Source organism: Shouchella phoenicis, assembly GCF_047238345.1.
Taxonomy (GTDB): Bacteria; Bacillota; Bacilli; order Bacillales; family Bacillaceae_D; genus Shouchella.
Genome location: NZ_JBDFMQ010000001.1, coordinates 3,355,905 through 3,372,686, shown reverse-complemented (window position 1 = coordinate 3,372,686; position 16,782 = coordinate 3,355,905). Strand labels below are relative to the sequence as shown.

The window sequence follows — 16,782 nt, the reverse complement described above, 5'->3', positions numbered from 1 at the left end:
AATGGTTATACACAACCACTGGATGGTCGAATTACTTTGGTATTTAATTGGAAGAACAATGTTTTATATCTCTTTCTTGCTTACACGTACAATGACATTGACCAGCAAGTCTTAATTTCCTGCAAGCCAAGATTTTATAATAGTACGGCGGTCTAACAGGATAAGGGGAAACGGGTATATAACGGGCGAACAAGACCAAATCACCAGTCGTTCCCTCTGGAATAACAGTAATTTGCTCCCCAAACACATCGAACCAACCCACAAAGAGAAAACCTTGAACCGAGCCTGGGTTTTGTAGCTCAATTGGCAAGTCACTTGCTTGATATGTCGTCGGGTTTGGATTCATGTTTCCTTTGACGTTATTATACGTGATCGTAAATATCACTACTGGATCAAATAATAAAACTACTTGGTTATCTAAAAGAACGACTCTCCAATCTTCAAAGCCAACTACAGGTTTCAAGAAAGCATCCGCATCAGATTGTGTTAGGACAGGATATAAATCAGTTGGTACAGCTACAACAATGGGACTATTTTCTGGGATAGGTGCCACGTATTCCGTTAGATCCAGTTGATTGACAGAACCAGCCAACAATGGTCCATTTATTTGAATAACATTGTCCTCCGATGGAATGGATAAACCATTTGCATTGCCAACGAAATCTTGAATAATATTGGTTCCTCCATTGTAAATTCCAGGTGCAGTACCAGCTGAATTAAGTCCATTTTCACCTACTGTAACGTTACCTCTAAATACTAATAATCCAAAGTTGGCAATCGCACCACCAATTTCTGTTGCCATGTTACTGTCTAAAGAACTGTTAATCACGCTTAATTGACCATTAAAATTGACGTAAACCCCGCCTCCGTTGGCTCCACTTGCATTGTTACGAACCGCGACCTCTGTTAATCCCACATCAGAATTGTTATTAACGAAGAGACCACCACCATTAGACGATGCTTGGTTACTTTGAATAGCACTATTCACCAGCAACAAGCCTGCTCCTTGGTTAACAAATATCCCACCTCCAAGTACAGCAGCATTTCCTTCAAACAAACAATCTCCTAACTCTGTTGTGGTCTCATTATTAAAATAAACGCCACCACCATTATTTCTGGCGAGGTTCGAATTAAAAGTGGTTGTATTCATGTTCAGTGTACCCGTAACATTTAAAAACAAGCCCGCACCATTATTAGCGACGTTCCCATCAAAAGAACTATTTGTGATGGTTGCTACGCTTGTTTGGTTTACATAAATGCCCCCGCCATTGGCGATGGCTTCATTTCCGACAATCATACCAGCTTCTACCGTTAGAGTTGCGTTTGAGTTAACAAATACCCCCGCTCCATTTGAGGCACGATTTTCAACCAGTTGCGTGTTTATAAAAAAAGTGGCCGTATTTAGGTTAGCAAAGACTGCACCACCATTTACGCCTGAGACATTCTGTTGAAATTCTACATTTTCGCATTGAAGTTGACTCGTTTGATTGATATAGATGGCACCACCATTACCAGCAGCTCGATTATTTGATATCGTGGAAGCATTAGCATTAAGAATTCCACCATCACTGATATAAATAGCACCACCAATACCCTCGCACGAACAATTAATTACGGTTGTATCTGTTAACTGCGACGTGTTGCCAGTTATATATAGCGCTCCTGCTCGATCGGCATTTGAATTTTGTAACGTGACGTTATTCATTGAGAGTGCACCATTCGTACGCACTAAAGAAAGAGACAGTAGTTCGTTTCCTTCTATAATTATATCTTGGAACGCAACATTTCCAGTCGCTAGATTATTAAACAAATGCCCTCCAAACGTGGGGGCTCTTGTAATTGTAATAGCAGGACTACTTCCTCGAATTGTTACAGCATAAGAAATTACTAAAACTCGGTCTATAGTTAAATTCGCAGCAATCGTGATATCAGGGTCTCGTGATGCGATAGCTAACGCTAATTCATCGGTCGTTGTAACAACAGCCATATTATCTCCTTTCTTCTTACAGATTTACTCTGCACATTTTATTCAAACTTTTAAAAGCTGAGCTGTTAACAGCCTAAAAAGAAAATAGTCGGGCGTGAAACATGGGGCATTAGCATAACAAATTATTCCTGAGTTAAAACTATGTTATAGTAACAAATATTTGAAATAAAAAGTATTAATGAATTCTTCGAAGGGAGATATTAGATGGAAGATAAAAACGCTTTAATGAAGAAACGGAGCATCATAAAGTATTTAGCTAGGTAGTGTAGGCTTACAGAGTAGAGGCAAAGGAGCCTGTTGGTTATTAATTGATTCTGATAAATATAACCTAAGGATAACTGAGTATGATTTTGAAAGAGCAGCAAATGAAATATTATTGGATGGCTGTCCATATAAAGAAGATTTTGCAGACCATGTTAATAATCCTCCTTATGAGGGTCCTTAATAATAAAACTGTATTAAACTATTGAAGCACGTTGCCTGAAGAGCATAGCCTTCAACGTAATATTATCTATATAGAGATGGAAAGAGGTGAATCTGAAATGGATGATACATTTACTTTAAAAGAAGTATTACTTGATTTGGAAGAAAAATTGTTAAAACCAGAAATCAGGGCATCAAGAGATGAGGTTACTCAATTACTGTCAGAAGGTTTTTTTGAGTTCGGAAGTTCTGGTAAGGTTTTGTATAAAAATGAGAGCATTGATGAAGTGAATCTTAGTACTGTAAGTATGAAATTAAGTGACTATGAAATTCATCCATTGTCTGAACAAATCGTTTTAACCACTTACAGAATCTATAACGAAGTAAGTAAACAACATTCCTTACGTAGTTCGATATGGAGCTTAACTAATGGAAAGTGGAAAATGCAGTTTCATCAAGGTACACTAACAGCTCAATCACATTAATTCTAATGCACTAACAAGGACTCTAGCATAACAAGAGCATGTATCGTTGAGATACATGCTCTTGTTGTTTTTTATATTGTGACGCAAAAGTACTTGATGATGTTCGTATAAATCTTGTTTTGGCTGAAGGTTATGTAAATGAAAGTTCGGGTGTACAGGCAACCGATGTTTGTGATGATGTACTTTGTTAGGATAGCTAATTAGAAACAAGAGACCTCCTAATAGTAGAAGGAGGTCTTTTGATTTTTCTTCAAATCTATAGAAGACAAACTTATTGTTTTAGCTTTATTTTCTCTTTAAAGGTCATTTCCAATCCAATAAGCGTCATTTAAGAATTTCTTGTAATAGTCCTCAATCTCTTTTTGGTCAATGCCTTCTGCAAATGTGTTTAAGAACAAGTGGGTCTCCGTATCGTGAATGCCAATGTAGTTGCTAATTCCTCTGTTTAATTGGATGTCAATCGCGGATGTGAATTCTTGCTCTTCATAGAAGTCTCGATCGACGCCTCCTAGACCTATAAATCGTACCTTATCAACGATGCCGTCTTTTCCTTGGCCATAAGCCACCCCATAATTAATCACGCGATCGACATACCCCTTCATAATCGCGGGCATCCCGTACCACCATATGGGAAAAATGAAGACAAGGGCATCACTTTCTTCTATATGTTTGACTTCTTTCATGACTGTCTCTGAATACACATTGTTTTTGGATTCAAAATCTGGTTCATCTTTCTCGAACAGAACGGGGTTAAATTCTTCTCTATATAAATCAACCACGTCAACTTTATGGCCCTTTTCTTCTGCACCATTAACAAAATGCTCCGCCACTTTCATCGTCAATGCTTCTTTTCTTGGGTGAGCAACAATTAATCGAATTCTCATGAGTACAAAACCATCCTTTTTCATTTGATGATGTAACCATAAACCCTACAGTGCTTGTAGGGTCAACGGATTTACCTCGACCATTAGTTGCCAAATCGCATAACTCTTTGATACATGGGGGAGGTGCTCATAAGAAAACTCATAAATGTCGCCTAGTACCTCAATGTCATTCTTGAAGATATGTGCTCTCAATACATTATAATACGTAAAGCTTTTCGAATAATCATCTTCAATGGTTAACGTTAAGTATGTTCCTTTTCTTATAATATGCTCATGATAGCCTTTAATGGGCGAAGATCCTTCAATGATAAAAGACGTTGCGTAGGACTCACCGTTCAAGAAATTCCTTTTCTCTAAAATGAAGCCTGTTCGTGTATTAATAAAATCAACATCAGAAGCAATTGGTAGAAACGCACGATAACATTCGGTTTCCTGATCTTCTGTAGAACGAATCTGCACAGGCTTTACATAGACTACCTTTTCTTCACGCTGTTGAATGTCGAAGTGGTTACGCTGTTGGTTCAGTTGATCTAACTCGCTTAATTTGTTTTGAATGCTGTTCTTAAGTAAGGATAAATGCTTTACTTCATCATCAATTTTTTCAATGAGTTTGCCGTAGTTCTCTTTCATTTCAGGTAAGGTTCCTTCTTTAGAAAAGAGATCACGTATCTCATTTACGCTGCCACCCATTCGTTTCAATAGGTTTAAGCTGTGTAATTTCCTTGTTTCTTCTATTGAATAATACCGGTAGCCATTTTCTTCATTTACAAAAGAGGGTTTGATTACCCCTAATTTATCGTAATAACGCAATGTTTGTTGAGGGATATTAAACATCGATGCGATTTCCCCAATTTTGTATGTTCTTTCTGTTTCCATAACAACACCCCTATATCGATCTAAATGAATCTTCCATCCCCATTCCTTCTAACGATTCAAACAAAACTAATCCGTAATCCTCTTTTCCTTCTTAATTATAAAATCCGTGATAAACCCGACTAACAAGCCAAACGTAAACCCACCCAAGTGTCCGATAATCGAGATATCCGGAATCGTAAACGTCATAATGAAGCCAATTGCACTAAATATTGTTATGAATCTTCTGTCATCTTGATTCAATTTATCTTTATTGAAAATGACATAATAGATATAAATGCCTATTAAGCCATAGGCGATTCCTGAAGATCCTGCTAAAGGGTAATTGCTAGATTGAACGAATTCAACCGACATTCCAGCCAATACAGATAGTAAGATAAGGATCACCGGATAGAGGAGTGGACCATAATAGTTCTCTAACGGTCTTGAGAGAAGGATGAGAAACGGCATATTTAAAACCAAATGAAACAGGCTCATATGTCCAAATGAATAGGTAACGAATCGCCAAAGTTCTCCACTTTCAATGCTGTTTCCACTCAAAGCCGCCATACGTAATAACGAGTCTTCACTATAGCCATTAAACACGATCATCATTATTAGGGAGAAGACGATACATATGCATACAAAGATCACGGTTATTGGATACATGCGCACAAATTGCTTTATGTTCCTTTCGAAATTAAAAATAATCATCACTCCTTCTCTGATCTTGCTTTTAAAAAGACTGTAGATCCTAACGAAGTTTCAAGAGTCAGATAGACTGATATTTAGCGGACAACTACGTTCCCTCTATTAAGAAAGGGCTTCTTCATTAGCTTATACTAAATTCCCTGTCAGATTCCATGACAATTGGTGTCGAAAAAGAGGGATTTGTGATACTTACATTGAATAAGGAGAAAAAGCATTGTCCATGTCTAGTGAGTCTGGGTAATATTGTAATGGTTTCCTGTTAAAAATTTGTATTTATGGTTAACAGACTGCGAAATAAGTTACTAAATTTCAAAAAGTTTTCTAGCCTAAACTTCTGAATTGTGGTAGATTATGAGTAGCGCTGTCATAAAAAGAAAGAAAGACAGAATAAATGTCAAAAAGAGTGGTATGAATCCACTTTTTTAATGTTTGGGAGCGTCTCACTATTTGAAACAAATGGTCATGTCTTCAATACCATTATCAATGAAGGCACTCGGCTATGCTAAGGGTACACACCTTAGGCGCAGGTCGCCGACGGCATGGTGTGAGGAGAGGTTTAATGCCTCTGGTCAATACGACCAATACAAAAAAACAGTTAGAAGAGCGCTTACATTTATAATGTAGGAATTTTTCTAACTGTTTTTTATTGTCGGAGTTACATTAAAAGGGGGAGTTTTCAAAATGACAACAGTTAAAAAAGCGATTATACCAGCAGCAGGACTTGGCACACGATTCTTGCCTGCGACAAAAGCGATGCCAAAGGAAATGCTACCGATCGTGGACAAGCCTACAATTCAATACATCATTGAAGAAGCGATTGAGTCAGGAATTGAAGACCTGATCATTGTGACAGGGAAAGGGAAGCGCGCGATTGAAGATCACTTCGATCATTCCTTTGAACTGGAACAGAATCTCTTTAATAAAGGAAAGCTTGAGATGCTTGAGAAGGTGGAAGCTTCCTCAAAGATTGACATTCACTACATACGACAAAAAGAACCAAAAGGACTCGGCCACGCAGTTTGGTGTGCGAGAAAGTTTATTGGCGATGAGCCATTTGCGGTTCTTCTAGGGGACGACATTGTCCAAGCGGATACACCGTGTTTAAAACAGTTGATTCAACAATATGAAGAAACAGAGCGCTCGGTTATTGGGGTGCAGTCGGTTCCTGATACGGAAACCCATCGTTACGGCATCATTGATCCTGAATCAAAAGACGGTCGCTTGTACGGCGTTTCCCAATTTGTGGAGAAACCAGCACAAGGGACAGCCCCATCAAACTTAGCGATTATGGGTCGCTACATTTTAACGCCAGAAATCTTTGAATTTCTAGAAAAACAAGAAACCGGTGCAGGTGGCGAAATTCAACTGACGGACGCGATTCAAGCATTAAACGATTCTCAAAATGTGTACGCCTATGACTTTGAAGGCTCTCGTTACGATGTCGGGGAGAAGCTGGGTTTTGTGTTAACACAAATTGAGTTTGCGATGCAACGAGAAGATCTTCGAGATGATTTGTTAGCGAAACTTAAACAATACATCAATGATTCACTTGTAAAACCATAAGAGAGGGGTAGGGGAATGACTTTAAAGCAACGATTGTTTGCTCTTATTGGGATTGATTCTGCAATTGTTCTTTTTTCTATTTATATATGCAGTTTAATCTTAACGGCAGGTGAATCACCTGTAACAGAGGTTATTGTTGCAAGTTCAATTGTTCTGTTGCTTGTCCATCACCTTTGTGCGTATCGTTTCAAGCTTTATAAGAAAGCTTGGGAGTATGCAAGTATTACGGAACTAAAAGCTATTGTGTATACCGTTACGATCTCAATTGTCGCTGCGGGGCTTACACAAGCAATATTCTTCCAAGATTTCTACGCACGTACACTTATTATGACTTGGATGATGCACGTTATTTTAATTGGTGGTTCTCGTCTTTCTTGGAGAATGTATAAGGATACATATATGGGAAACAAAAAGGACGGAAAACGTACCCTCATAATTGGAGCGGGCTCAGCAGGAACGATGATTGCGAGACAATTAAAGCAAGATCAAGATACAACATTGACGCCTGTAGGGTTTGTCGATGACAACTTCACGAAACACGGGTTAGAAATTATCGATCTCCCTGTATTAGGCGGGACAAAAAACGTACAAGAGATTGTTACAGATAAAGATGTTGAACATATTATTATTGCGATTCCTTCATTAAATAAAACCGATCTTAATCATATTGTAAAACTATGCACGGATACAAAAATAAAAACACAAATTCTTCCCCGTATGGAAGACTTAGTACTTGGAGCTGTTCAAGTTAGCCAATTTAAAGACGTAGAAGTAGAAGATTTACTTGGTCGTGAACCAGTTGAACTAGATGTAGATGGAATTGCTGATTACATTACAGGTGAAACCATCCTTGTCACAGGTGCAGGTGGATCAATTGGCTCGGAGATCTGTCGTCAAGTTGCAAGATTCTCTCCAAAAGAAATTATCTTGTTAGGACATGGTGAAAATAGCATTTATTCAATTGAAATGGAATTACGACGTAACCTCCCTGATTTGATGATTGATACCGAAATTGCGGATGTTCAAGACAAAGAAAAAATACAGGCAATTATGTACAAGAGACAACCACATGTTATTTTTCATGCGGCAGCACATAAGCACGTTCCTCTTATGGAACGGAATCCCGAAGAAGCTGTTAAAAATAATGTGATTGGTACACGTAACGTTGCGGAAGCCGCCGATCATGCTGGTGTAAATACGTTTGTCATGATTTCTACCGATAAGGCCGTTAATCCAACAAGTGTTATGGGAGCTACAAAGCGTATTGCTGAAATGGTCATTCAGCATATGGATATGATTAGCGAGACTCGATTTGTTGCTGTTCGTTTCGGTAATGTACTTGGAAGCCGCGGAAGTGTGATTCCGCTATTTAAAGATCAAATTAAGGCTGGTGGCCCAGTTACGGTTACGCATCCTGATATGGTTCGTTACTTTATGACGATTCCGGAAGCCTCACGCTTGGTTTTACAAGCAGGTTCATTAGCAGATGGTGGGGAAGTCTTTGTTCTTGATATGGGAGAGCCAGTGAAGATTGTTGATTTAGCAAAGAATCTTATTCGATTAAGTGGCTTTTCAGAAGAAGAAATTCCTATTCAATTTTCCGGCATGCGACCTGGTGAAAAAATGTTTGAGGAATTACTTGGTGCAGATGAGGTTCATAGTGAGCAGGTGTATCCAATGATTTATCGAGGGAAGACGCCTGAAGTTGATATAAATTTAACTTACCAACTAATGGATCGAGTAGAACATAAAACCCCTGATGAACTTAGAGAACGTTTATTGGATATATCCAACTTTAGAATAGGGAATTTAAAAGTATTACATGCAGTAAAGTAGAACGTTAAAGAGGTCGGTGTGAACATGTACTTAAAAATAAAAAGGGTGGCTGACTTTTTATTATCATTGATAGGCTTTATTATCCTATCCCCCATTTTTCTAATATTAATTATTGCCATTAAAGTAGAATCAAAAGGGCCTATCTTATTTAAACAGAAACGAATTGCAATCAATAAAAATCACTTTTATATTTATAAATTTAGAACGATGCGCATTGATACGCCAAAAGACACACCTACACATTTACTAGAAAATCCAGATCAATATATCACCAAGGTAGGGAAGTTTTTAAGAAAAACTTCCCTAGACGAGTTGCCACAAATCTTTAACATCATTGCTGGGAAGATGAGTATTATTGGTCCACGTCCTGCTTTATGGAATCAGTTCGATTTAATCGCTGAACGAGATAAATACGGGGCAAATGATGTACCGCCAGGTCTTACTGGTTGGGCTCAGATCAACGGGAGAGATGAACTTCCTATTCCAATTAAAGCGAAACTAGATGGTGAATATGTCGATCGAATTGGTGTGTTGATGGATGTTAAATGTTTCTTTGGAACCATCATAAGTGTTATTAAAAAAGATGGTGTGGTAGAAGGAAAAGTAGAACAGCTTTATAAAGAAGAGGAAGAAAAACAGCGTAAAAAGGAGTCTTCCTAAATGACAAAGAATATCTTGATTACCGGTGAGTCTGGTTATATAGGTAAGATGTTTGAGAGTTATGTTAAATTAGACTCAAGCAATTATAAGATAGATAGAATTTCTGTAAGGGATTCTCAGTGGAAAAACATTGACTTCTCTAAATTTGATTGTGTTCTTCATCTTGCTGCAATTGTTCATTCAAAAAAAATTGACGAAAATGTTTATAAAGAAACCAATATTGACTTAACATTAGAGTTGGCAACAAAGGCAAAGAAAGAAGGCGTAGCTCAATTTGTTTTTTTGAGTACGATGGCAGTCTATGGAAATTGGGGAGGAATTAGTAGGGAGATTAATAAAAGTACTCTTCCTATGCCAAATGATAATTACGGTAGAAGTAAATATGATGCAGAAACTGGATTAAGCAAACTACTACAAAATAGTAGCACTACTTTATCAATAATTAGACCACCAATGGTTTATGGGAAGGATTCTGTAGGTAATTATAAGAGATTATCTAAAATTGCTAAAAGTTCACCGATTTTTCCCCATATAGATAATGAAAGAAGTATGATCCATATAGATAATCTTTGTGAATTTATTAAAAGAATAATCGATAATAAGGATAGTGGAGTATTTTTCCCGCAAAACAAAGAATATGTAAATACGAGTGAATTAGTTACTTCAATAGCAATGGTAAATGGCAAGCAGATAATACTTACTAAAAATTTTAATGTAATTTTAAAACCTCTTATAAAGAGGGTCAGTCTATTTAATAAAGTGTTCGGCTCATTAAAGTTTGATAAAAGATTAAGTGAGTATAAAGATAACTATAGAGTCGTATCTTTTGAAGAGAGTGTTAAGAGAACTGAATTAGACTAAGAGTTGTGAAGACGAGGTAATTATAATGACTCCAAAAGTAACTATTCTAATGAGTGTTTATAATGATAAAAAGCACTTAGTTGAATGTATAGAAAGTGTACTAAATCAATCATATAGTGATTTTCTTTTTTTAATCTATGACGATGCTTCCACTGATGGAAGTAAGGAAATATTACAATACTATGCTACAAAAGATAAGAGGATTGAACTGGTTCTTAATATAGAAAATAAGGGATTAAGTTACAATTTGGCTGAGGGGGTCTTAAAGACTGAGTCTAAGTGGATTGCACGAATGGACGCTGACGATATTGCTTTTAAAGATCGACTCAAAGAGCAGTTAAATTATATTGAATTAAATCCACATATAGATATAGTAGGTAGTTACGTAATAGACATCGATAATAATGGTGAAGAAATTGAATTAAGAAAAGTACCTTCAACACATGAGAAGATTTCAAAATTGATTTGGACTTGCCCATTTATTCATCCGTCAGTGTTATTTAAAGTAGAAGCAATAAAAAGAGCAGGTTCGTATGATGCTAATCTAAGAAGAAGGCAAGATTATGATTTATGGTTTAGGTGTTTAAAGACTAATCTTAGATTCGCTAATATTGAAAAGCCTCTTGTGTATTATAGAATGACAGACGAATATTATAAAAAGAATAATACTAGAGTCCAAATTGATCAAGCAAAAATGGGTTATAAGGGGTCATTTAAAGTGAATGCATCACCACTTGCTTATGTAGGTGTGACAATTGCGTTTATAAAAGGGGTTTTACCATATAAATTGAGAAAACCTTTGTCTGAGGCTTTAAAAAAATTTGATCCAAGAAGGGTGTAATCTTGATACATGTCAATGTTGAAAAAAGTAGAAAATCAAATAAATAGTACTTTTAATAAGTTACCTGGATTAAAAAAGTATGTAAAAAGAAGTTATCAACTTGCTATGTACAGTGTATCTTCAAAAATTAAAGCTGAGGGAGATATTGAGAGAATTAGCCCCAAAGATGGCATGGAGTATTTCTTTGGTTACTATGATAAGTCACCTTGGAATGCCGATGAACGATTTTTAGTTTGTTTAAGAGCTAAAAATACGACAAAAAGTACAGCGCCAAAAGAAAAAGCCGAAATTGTACTAATTGATACTGAAAACGAAAATGAGATTACAGTATTAGCCAAAACATCTACTTGGAATGTTCAACAGGGGTGTATGTTACAGTGGCTGGGGCCTAACTTTGATGAAGAAATTATATTTAATGATTTCCGAGACGGAAGCTACTGTTCAGTAATCATGAATATAAATACTAAGGTTGAAAAAGTAATTGATTCTCCTGTTTATAGTGTATCTCCAAAAGGAGATTATGCTCTTACATTAGACTTCTCTCGCCTTCACAGCTTACGTGAAGGGTATGGGTATTCTAACTTAGTGGAAAATACTATTGGTCAAAAATTGCCGGAAAATCCATGTATTTGGTCAATAAATTTGAAAACTAATGAATTAAAACCTTACTTAAACTATAAAGATTTTTTTAATTTTGAAACTAGAGATGAAATGATAGAAGCTGAACACAAAGTTAATCATATTATGATAAGTCCAGATGGAAAAAAATTCATGGTCTTACATAGATGGATAAACGGTTCTAAACGTTATAGTAGATTGTTAACAATCAACATGGAAGATAAAAAGATGTATAATTTGTTAGACGATAATATGGTATCGCATTGTTACTGGAAAAATAATAATGAAATAATTGCATATGCAAGAAAAGAAAGAGAAGGAAACGGTTATTTCTTGTTAAAAGATAAAACTAATGACTATAAAAAAGTATGGGAAGAATTAATTGCAGATGGTCATCCAAGCTTTTCTCCTGATGGAAAAAAAGCAGTTACTGACACGTATCCTAATAGATCTAGAATAGCTTCTGTATATTTAATTAGAGAAGAAGAAGTGAAAACTATTGCACGGGTTCACGCCCCATTTAAATACGACAATAACTTCCGCTGCGATTTACATCCTCGTTGGAATAGAAGTAGTAGTAAAATATGCATAGACTCAGTTTTTGAAGGAAAAAGGGGTCTATACATAATTAATTTATACTAGAAATTGGGGAAATAGAAATGGTTGAATTGCCTAAAATTAAAATTCTATATGTAGTATCTACTTTGAGAAGTAGTGGTCCAACTAATCAACTTCTGGAAACAATAAAGCACCTTGATAAAAGTTCTTTTGAAGCAAGTATTTTAACATTATCCCCAGAGCCAGAGAATTCAATGATTGATCTCTTTAAAAAGAATTCTATAATTGTTAATAGTTTATCGTTAAGTAGAAAGAACTTTTTAATAAAAGGTAGAAAACTACTAAAAGGATATATAGATACGTTAAGACCAGACATAGTTCACACATCAGGTATCAGAGCAGATGTCGAGCTAACTAAATTAACAGGAGACTTTAAACACTGTCTTACTGTAAGGAATTTTGTTTATGAAGATTACGTCGCGAAATTTGGTAATTTTGTTGGGAAATTGGCTAGTAAATCAGCAATCGTTTCAATGAAGAAGTGCGATAATGTAGTATATTGTTCAAGGTCGTTGAGTGAAAAATACAAGGAAATTATTTCGAAAAAACCATACGTTATTCAGAACGGGGCTAACAAAGAAATATATTCATCTGTGAACAAATACGAAAAAGATAGAATTAGAACAGAATTAGGCGTACCAATTAACAAGACAATCTTCTTAATGGTTGGAAGTCTAATAAAAAGGAAAGATCCGTTAACTGTAATTAAAGCTTTTAATCAATATAGTCTTAATAATAAAGATTCTTTATTATTAATTCTTGGCGAGGGTAGTTTAAAAGAAAATTGTCGTCAGATTGCAAATGAAAAGGTGATTTTTAAGGGAAGCGTTAAGAATGTACAAGACTACCTAAAATCAAGTGATTTTTTTGTTTCTGCCTCTGAATCTGAAGGCCTTCCAAATTCTGTATTAGAAGCAGGGTTAACAGGGATTGAGACAATATTGAGTGATATTCCAGAACATAATGAGATATATGAGAATAATAAAGGCCTTTTAAATTTATTTACTCATGGAGATTCTAATGAACTTGCCCAAAAGATGAAAAGCCTTAATGTAATACTCGATAATAAACTTGAGAGAAATAACGAGATAAGCAAGTATTTCATTGAAAACTTTAGTTCTATAAGGATGAGTAGAGATTACCAAGATTTATATAAACAAATTATTACAAGATAACAGGGGACGCTTATGAAGCATATTGCTATAATAATGCCAAAGCTAGGTGGTGGTGGTGCGGAAAGAGTGATCACTACTATCATTAGACATATTGATAAAGAGAAGTTTAAAGTAACATTGATCTTAGTTCACGAAGATGGTGAATACCAAAAGGATATCCCAGATAATATAAGGATTAAAATTTTATCTGCGAATAAAGTTCGCTATGCGGGATTAGAGCTAATAAATATAATTAGAAGTTTAAAGCCTGACATTGTATTCTCATCAATAAGAGGAACGTCTTTCTTAATAGGTTCAATTAAAAGGTTTTTTCCTAAAAAAACTAAAGTTGTTATCAGAGAGAATAATTCTCCAAGTGTTTCTATAAAAAGTAATAAGAACTCAGTTTTGTGGAAAGGGATTTATAATACAGTTTTTAAAAGGTTTGATAAAATAATTTGTCAGTCTGAATTTATGAAAAAAGATTTCATAGAAAACTTTTCGTTTAAAGAGGATAAATTAAAAAGGATATATAATCCGGTTGATACAAAATTAGTAAAAGAGATGTCTTTAATGGGCGAAAACCCCTTTGAACATGAAGGCAAGAAAAAAAATGTTGTATTAGTAGGAAAGTTGACTGCCCAAAAAGGTATAGATTTGATAATTAATTCTATCTTTAATAATCCTGACCAAACAAAAAATATAAAACTATGGATAATTGGGGACGGTACCCTAAGAGATAACTACCAAAAATTAGTAGTCGAAAAAGAATTAACTTCTAAAGTTATCTTTGTTGGAAGAGTTAATAATCCCTTTATATGGATTTCTAATGCCGATTTACTTGTATTACCTTCAAGGTATGAAGGTTTACCGAATGTAGTTCTAGAAGCTCTATCTCTAAAAACCCCTATTGTAACTACCGATCATCCAGGTGGCACCAATGAAGTGTTATCAATCCTTAGACTGGAGCATAGAGTTGTTCATAACCTTGACTGGAGTCAGTCTTGGTTTGATGATACATATGATAGTTCTTTTTCAATAAAAGACTTGTTTAGTGAAAAAGTTATCATCAAGCAATATGAAGAGCTATTTAACAGTATGTAGAATCTAACAAGTCTTGAGTGTAAATGAGGAGAAACACAATGAATTACTCGTTAAATCCAACTTCTATCAAATATAATGAACTAACAATAGTATTGTTATTTTTAGTGTTAATATCTACAGAGACTATGAGAAATAACTTATTTTATATTAACTGGGTACTTGGTTTTATTATTGTTTTTTATTTCATGATGACTACTTTTTTAAAGAGCTACATAGAGAGGTCAGTTATCATTGCTGCTTTACTTATGTCTTTATGGTTAATAGTTCCTTTAATCTATATTACTAGCAATAACTTAATTGATGGTTCAATACATTTGGAAAGGATGATAATCCATTTATTTTATATTTTTATAGGGGTTATCGTTTCATCGTATTTGTTGAATATTAATTTAGAAAGTAGACATACTGGATTTATTATCATAAATGTTATATGGGTATTGATTAGTATCTTTACTTTTATGATCTATGTATCTACAGGGGGATTGTTATCCGAGGAAAATTTCTCAGGTGTCGTTGATAACAGAAATTCTTTTGCTATGATTACTACATTATTATCTAGTTACATAGTCTTCTTTCAATCTAATATAAAATTTAAAAAAACGGCCTTTCTTATAATAATAAGTTCTATTTTCTTAGTCCTCGTGACATTATCAATAAAAAATATAATTGGGTTATTTTTAATACTTATAATTGGAAAAGTTAACATGAACTCACTTTTCAGCAGAAAAAAAGGTGTTCGAACTTTAGTTGCTATATCATTCATCCTATTATCAATTCTTCTGATATTAACAACAGATAATCCTATTATGGAAAGATTAGATAGATTTTTAATGGTTTTTTCAAACCCAGGAGAATTAAGAGAGACTGAAAGTGCTTTTTTAAGGTTTTATTTTATTACACAAGGATTAGAGATTTTTAAAGAAAATTTTTTTACGGGAATAGGTATTGATAATTCTCGCTACTACCTAGGGATGTACTCTCATAACAATTATATCGAAGTTGCACTATCTGGAGGAATATTCTCTTTAATAGCATTTTATGGACCACTGATTTGTATTTTAGTTCATTTCTGGAAAATTAAAAAACAATCAATCTTCTCTAAATATATTCTATGTCTTATAATTTATAAATTATTTTATGACATTGGTGCAGTGACTTATAATACTCTAATGTGGGTGATTGTGACAGCTATAATTTATATCGCATTTTTGAAAAGTAGGTCGTTACCAAAGAATAGATATTTAGAATAATGAGCTTGGAGTGAAATGTTATATTGAAACTTAAACAACTTATAAAAAAAAATGATAACCTTCTTTTGTTTGGTGATAAATTGAAATCTAAATATTACAATGCCCTTCCAGATGAATATCTTCTTAAAAGACTTTATTATAAAAGAAGAGGAGAAAAACTAAATTTAGAATCACCAAAAACTTTTGGAGAGAAACTACAGTGGCTTAAATTGAATTGGCAAGACGATTTAGCGACTTTATGTGCGGATAAACTACAAGTTAGAACCTATATTAAAGAATCTATAGGTGAAAAATACTTAAATAATATTATTGCTGTGTATGAAGATGCTAATGAAATTAAATTGGAACAGTTACCGAAGTCATTTGTTATAAAAACAACTCATGCTTCTGGTTTTAATATTATCGTTGAAGACAAAGATAAGTTAAATTGGCACATTGAGAAAAAAAAATTAATTAGGTGGCTGAAGTTTGATTATCCTTCTAGAAATAAAGAATGGGTTTATGAAGGTATAAAACCAAAATTAATAGTCGAAGAATTTATGTCTGAAAAAGAAAGTTCATCATTAATAGATTATAAATTTTTTTGCTTCAATGGGATAACTCAATATTGCCAAGTAATTCGTGGTAGAGGCAAAAACGAAACAATAGATTTTTACGACAAAGATTGGTGCTTAATGCCATTTAATGGTTTGAGAAAATTACCAAATTCAGAAATTGAACATAAGAAACCAGTTGACTATGAAGTTATGATTGACTTGGCAAATAAGTTATCTAAAAATTTTCCGTTCGTAAGGGTCGATTTTTATTATGTTAATGGGGAAATCGTTTTCGGGGAAATGACCTTCTTTCCAACTAGTGGAATGGGAAGTTTTTATCCAGCTTCTTGGAATACAAAGATAGGAGATTTAATTAACATTGAAAAACTTAAATAATTA

General features: G+C 34.6%; 15 protein-coding genes. 11 read left to right on the top strand and 4 right to left on the bottom strand.

Translation table 11 applies throughout. The annotated features are described in order from the left end of the window. Positions 1-43: 43 nt before the first annotated feature. Positions 44-1,987, bottom strand: a complete 1,944-nt coding sequence (locus ABC361_RS18040; RefSeq protein WP_413075233.1) for a hypothetical protein — start codon at positions 1,985-1,987, stop codon at positions 44-46. A 542-nt stretch (positions 1,988-2,529) separates the two neighbouring features. Here ABC361_RS18040 and ABC361_RS18035 point away from each other — a divergent pair. Further along, positions 2,530-2,895: a nuclear transport factor 2 family protein gene (locus ABC361_RS18035; RefSeq protein ID WP_413075232.1), complete on the top strand. Its 366-nt coding sequence runs from the start codon at positions 2,530-2,532 to the stop codon at positions 2,893-2,895. A gap of 296 nt (positions 2,896-3,191) precedes the next feature. On the opposite strand, the gene ABC361_RS18030 is transcribed toward ABC361_RS18035, so the two are convergent. From ABC361_RS18030 to ABC361_RS18020, 3 genes are all read right to left on the bottom strand, one after another. Beyond that, positions 3,192-3,779, bottom strand: coding sequence for an NAD(P)H oxidoreductase (locus ABC361_RS18030; RefSeq protein WP_413075231.1), 588 nt, complete (start codon positions 3,777-3,779; stop codon positions 3,192-3,194). A gap of 45 nt (positions 3,780-3,824) precedes the next feature. Next, entirely contained in the window at positions 3,825-4,655 is an 831-nt protein-coding gene (locus ABC361_RS18025) for a MerR family transcriptional regulator (protein ID WP_413075230.1), read from the bottom strand. A 66-nt stretch (positions 4,656-4,721) separates the two neighbouring features. Then, a complete protein-coding gene (locus ABC361_RS18020) occupies positions 4,722-5,345 on the bottom strand; it encodes a rhomboid family intramembrane serine protease (protein WP_413075229.1) in 624 nt (207 codons plus the stop codon). 678 nt (positions 5,346-6,023) lie between these two features. Here ABC361_RS18020 and galU point away from each other — a divergent pair. Genes galU through ABC361_RS17970 form a run of 10 tightly spaced genes read left to right on the top strand, consistent with a single transcriptional unit; the run spans position 6,024 to position 16,779 of the window. Then, positions 6,024-6,905: a UTP--glucose-1-phosphate uridylyltransferase GalU gene (gene galU / locus ABC361_RS18015; RefSeq protein ID WP_413075228.1), complete on the top strand. Its 882-nt coding sequence runs from the start codon at positions 6,024-6,026 to the stop codon at positions 6,903-6,905. 15 nt (positions 6,906-6,920) lie between these two features. Then, on the top strand, positions 6,921-8,741 hold the full coding sequence (locus ABC361_RS18010; RefSeq protein WP_413075227.1) for a polysaccharide biosynthesis protein: 1,821 nt from the start codon (positions 6,921-6,923) through the stop codon (positions 8,739-8,741). 24 nt (positions 8,742-8,765) lie between these two features. After that, a complete protein-coding gene (locus ABC361_RS18005; protein WP_413075799.1) occupies positions 8,766-9,401 on the top strand; it encodes a sugar transferase in 636 nt (211 codons plus the stop codon). Continuing rightward, complete coding sequence (locus ABC361_RS18000; protein ID WP_413075226.1) at positions 9,402-10,262, top strand: NAD-dependent epimerase/dehydratase family protein; 861 nt, start codon at positions 9,402-9,404, stop codon at positions 10,260-10,262. A 25-nt stretch (positions 10,263-10,287) separates the two neighbouring features. Then, positions 10,288-11,103: a glycosyltransferase gene (locus tag ABC361_RS17995; RefSeq protein WP_413075225.1), complete on the top strand. Its 816-nt coding sequence runs from the start codon at positions 10,288-10,290 to the stop codon at positions 11,101-11,103. Positions 11,104-11,112: 9 nt separating this feature from the next. Further along, a complete protein-coding gene (locus tag ABC361_RS17990) occupies positions 11,113-12,363 on the top strand; it encodes a hypothetical protein (protein WP_413075224.1) in 1,251 nt (416 codons plus the stop codon). A gap of 17 nt (positions 12,364-12,380) precedes the next feature. Then, on the top strand, positions 12,381-13,514 hold the full coding sequence (locus ABC361_RS17985; RefSeq protein ID WP_413075223.1) for a glycosyltransferase: 1,134 nt from the start codon (positions 12,381-12,383) through the stop codon (positions 13,512-13,514). 12 nt (positions 13,515-13,526) lie between these two features. Continuing rightward, positions 13,527-14,597, top strand: a complete 1,071-nt coding sequence (locus tag ABC361_RS17980) for a glycosyltransferase (RefSeq protein WP_413075222.1) — start codon at positions 13,527-13,529, stop codon at positions 14,595-14,597. Between the two features lie 38 nt (positions 14,598-14,635). Continuing rightward, positions 14,636-15,847, top strand: coding sequence for an O-antigen ligase family protein (locus ABC361_RS17975; protein WP_413075221.1), 1,212 nt, complete (start codon positions 14,636-14,638; stop codon positions 15,845-15,847). A 23-nt stretch (positions 15,848-15,870) separates the two neighbouring features. After that, positions 15,871-16,779 (top strand): ATP-grasp fold amidoligase family protein, encoded by a 909-nt coding sequence (locus ABC361_RS17970; RefSeq protein ID WP_413075220.1) that lies wholly within the window; start codon positions 15,871-15,873, stop codon positions 16,777-16,779. Positions 16,780-16,782: the final 3 nt, after the last annotated feature.

Excerpts from the sequence above, each read along its gene's own strand:
- ABC361_RS18040 (WP_413075233.1), bottom strand. The coding sequence starts at position 1,987 with ATGGCTGTTGTTACAACGACCGATGAATTAGCGTTAGCTATCGCATCA.
- ABC361_RS18035 (WP_413075232.1), top strand. The coding sequence starts at position 2,530 with ATGGATGATACATTTACTTTAAAAGAAGTATTACTTGATTTGGAAGAA.
- ABC361_RS18030 (WP_413075231.1), bottom strand. The coding sequence starts at position 3,779 with ATGAGAATTCGATTAATTGTTGCTCACCCAAGAAAAGAAGCATTGACG.
- ABC361_RS18025 (WP_413075230.1), bottom strand. The coding sequence starts at position 4,655 with ATGGAAACAGAAAGAACATACAAAATTGGGGAAATCGCATCGATGTTT.
- ABC361_RS18020 (WP_413075229.1), bottom strand. The coding sequence starts at position 5,345 with ATGATTATTTTTAATTTCGAAAGGAACATAAAGCAATTTGTGCGCATG.
- galU (WP_413075228.1), top strand. The coding sequence starts at position 6,024 with ATGACAACAGTTAAAAAAGCGATTATACCAGCAGCAGGACTTGGCACA.
- ABC361_RS18010 (WP_413075227.1), top strand. The coding sequence starts at position 6,921 with ATGACTTTAAAGCAACGATTGTTTGCTCTTATTGGGATTGATTCTGCA.
- ABC361_RS18005 (WP_413075799.1), top strand. The coding sequence starts at position 8,766 with ATGTACTTAAAAATAAAAAGGGTGGCTGACTTTTTATTATCATTGATA.
- ABC361_RS18000 (WP_413075226.1), top strand. The coding sequence starts at position 9,402 with ATGACAAAGAATATCTTGATTACCGGTGAGTCTGGTTATATAGGTAAG.
- ABC361_RS17995 (WP_413075225.1), top strand. The coding sequence starts at position 10,288 with ATGACTCCAAAAGTAACTATTCTAATGAGTGTTTATAATGATAAAAAG.
- ABC361_RS17990 (WP_413075224.1), top strand. The coding sequence starts at position 11,113 with ATGTCAATGTTGAAAAAAGTAGAAAATCAAATAAATAGTACTTTTAAT.
- ABC361_RS17985 (WP_413075223.1), top strand. The coding sequence starts at position 12,381 with ATGGTTGAATTGCCTAAAATTAAAATTCTATATGTAGTATCTACTTTG.
- ABC361_RS17980 (WP_413075222.1), top strand. The coding sequence starts at position 13,527 with ATGAAGCATATTGCTATAATAATGCCAAAGCTAGGTGGTGGTGGTGCG.
- ABC361_RS17975 (WP_413075221.1), top strand. The coding sequence starts at position 14,636 with ATGAATTACTCGTTAAATCCAACTTCTATCAAATATAATGAACTAACA.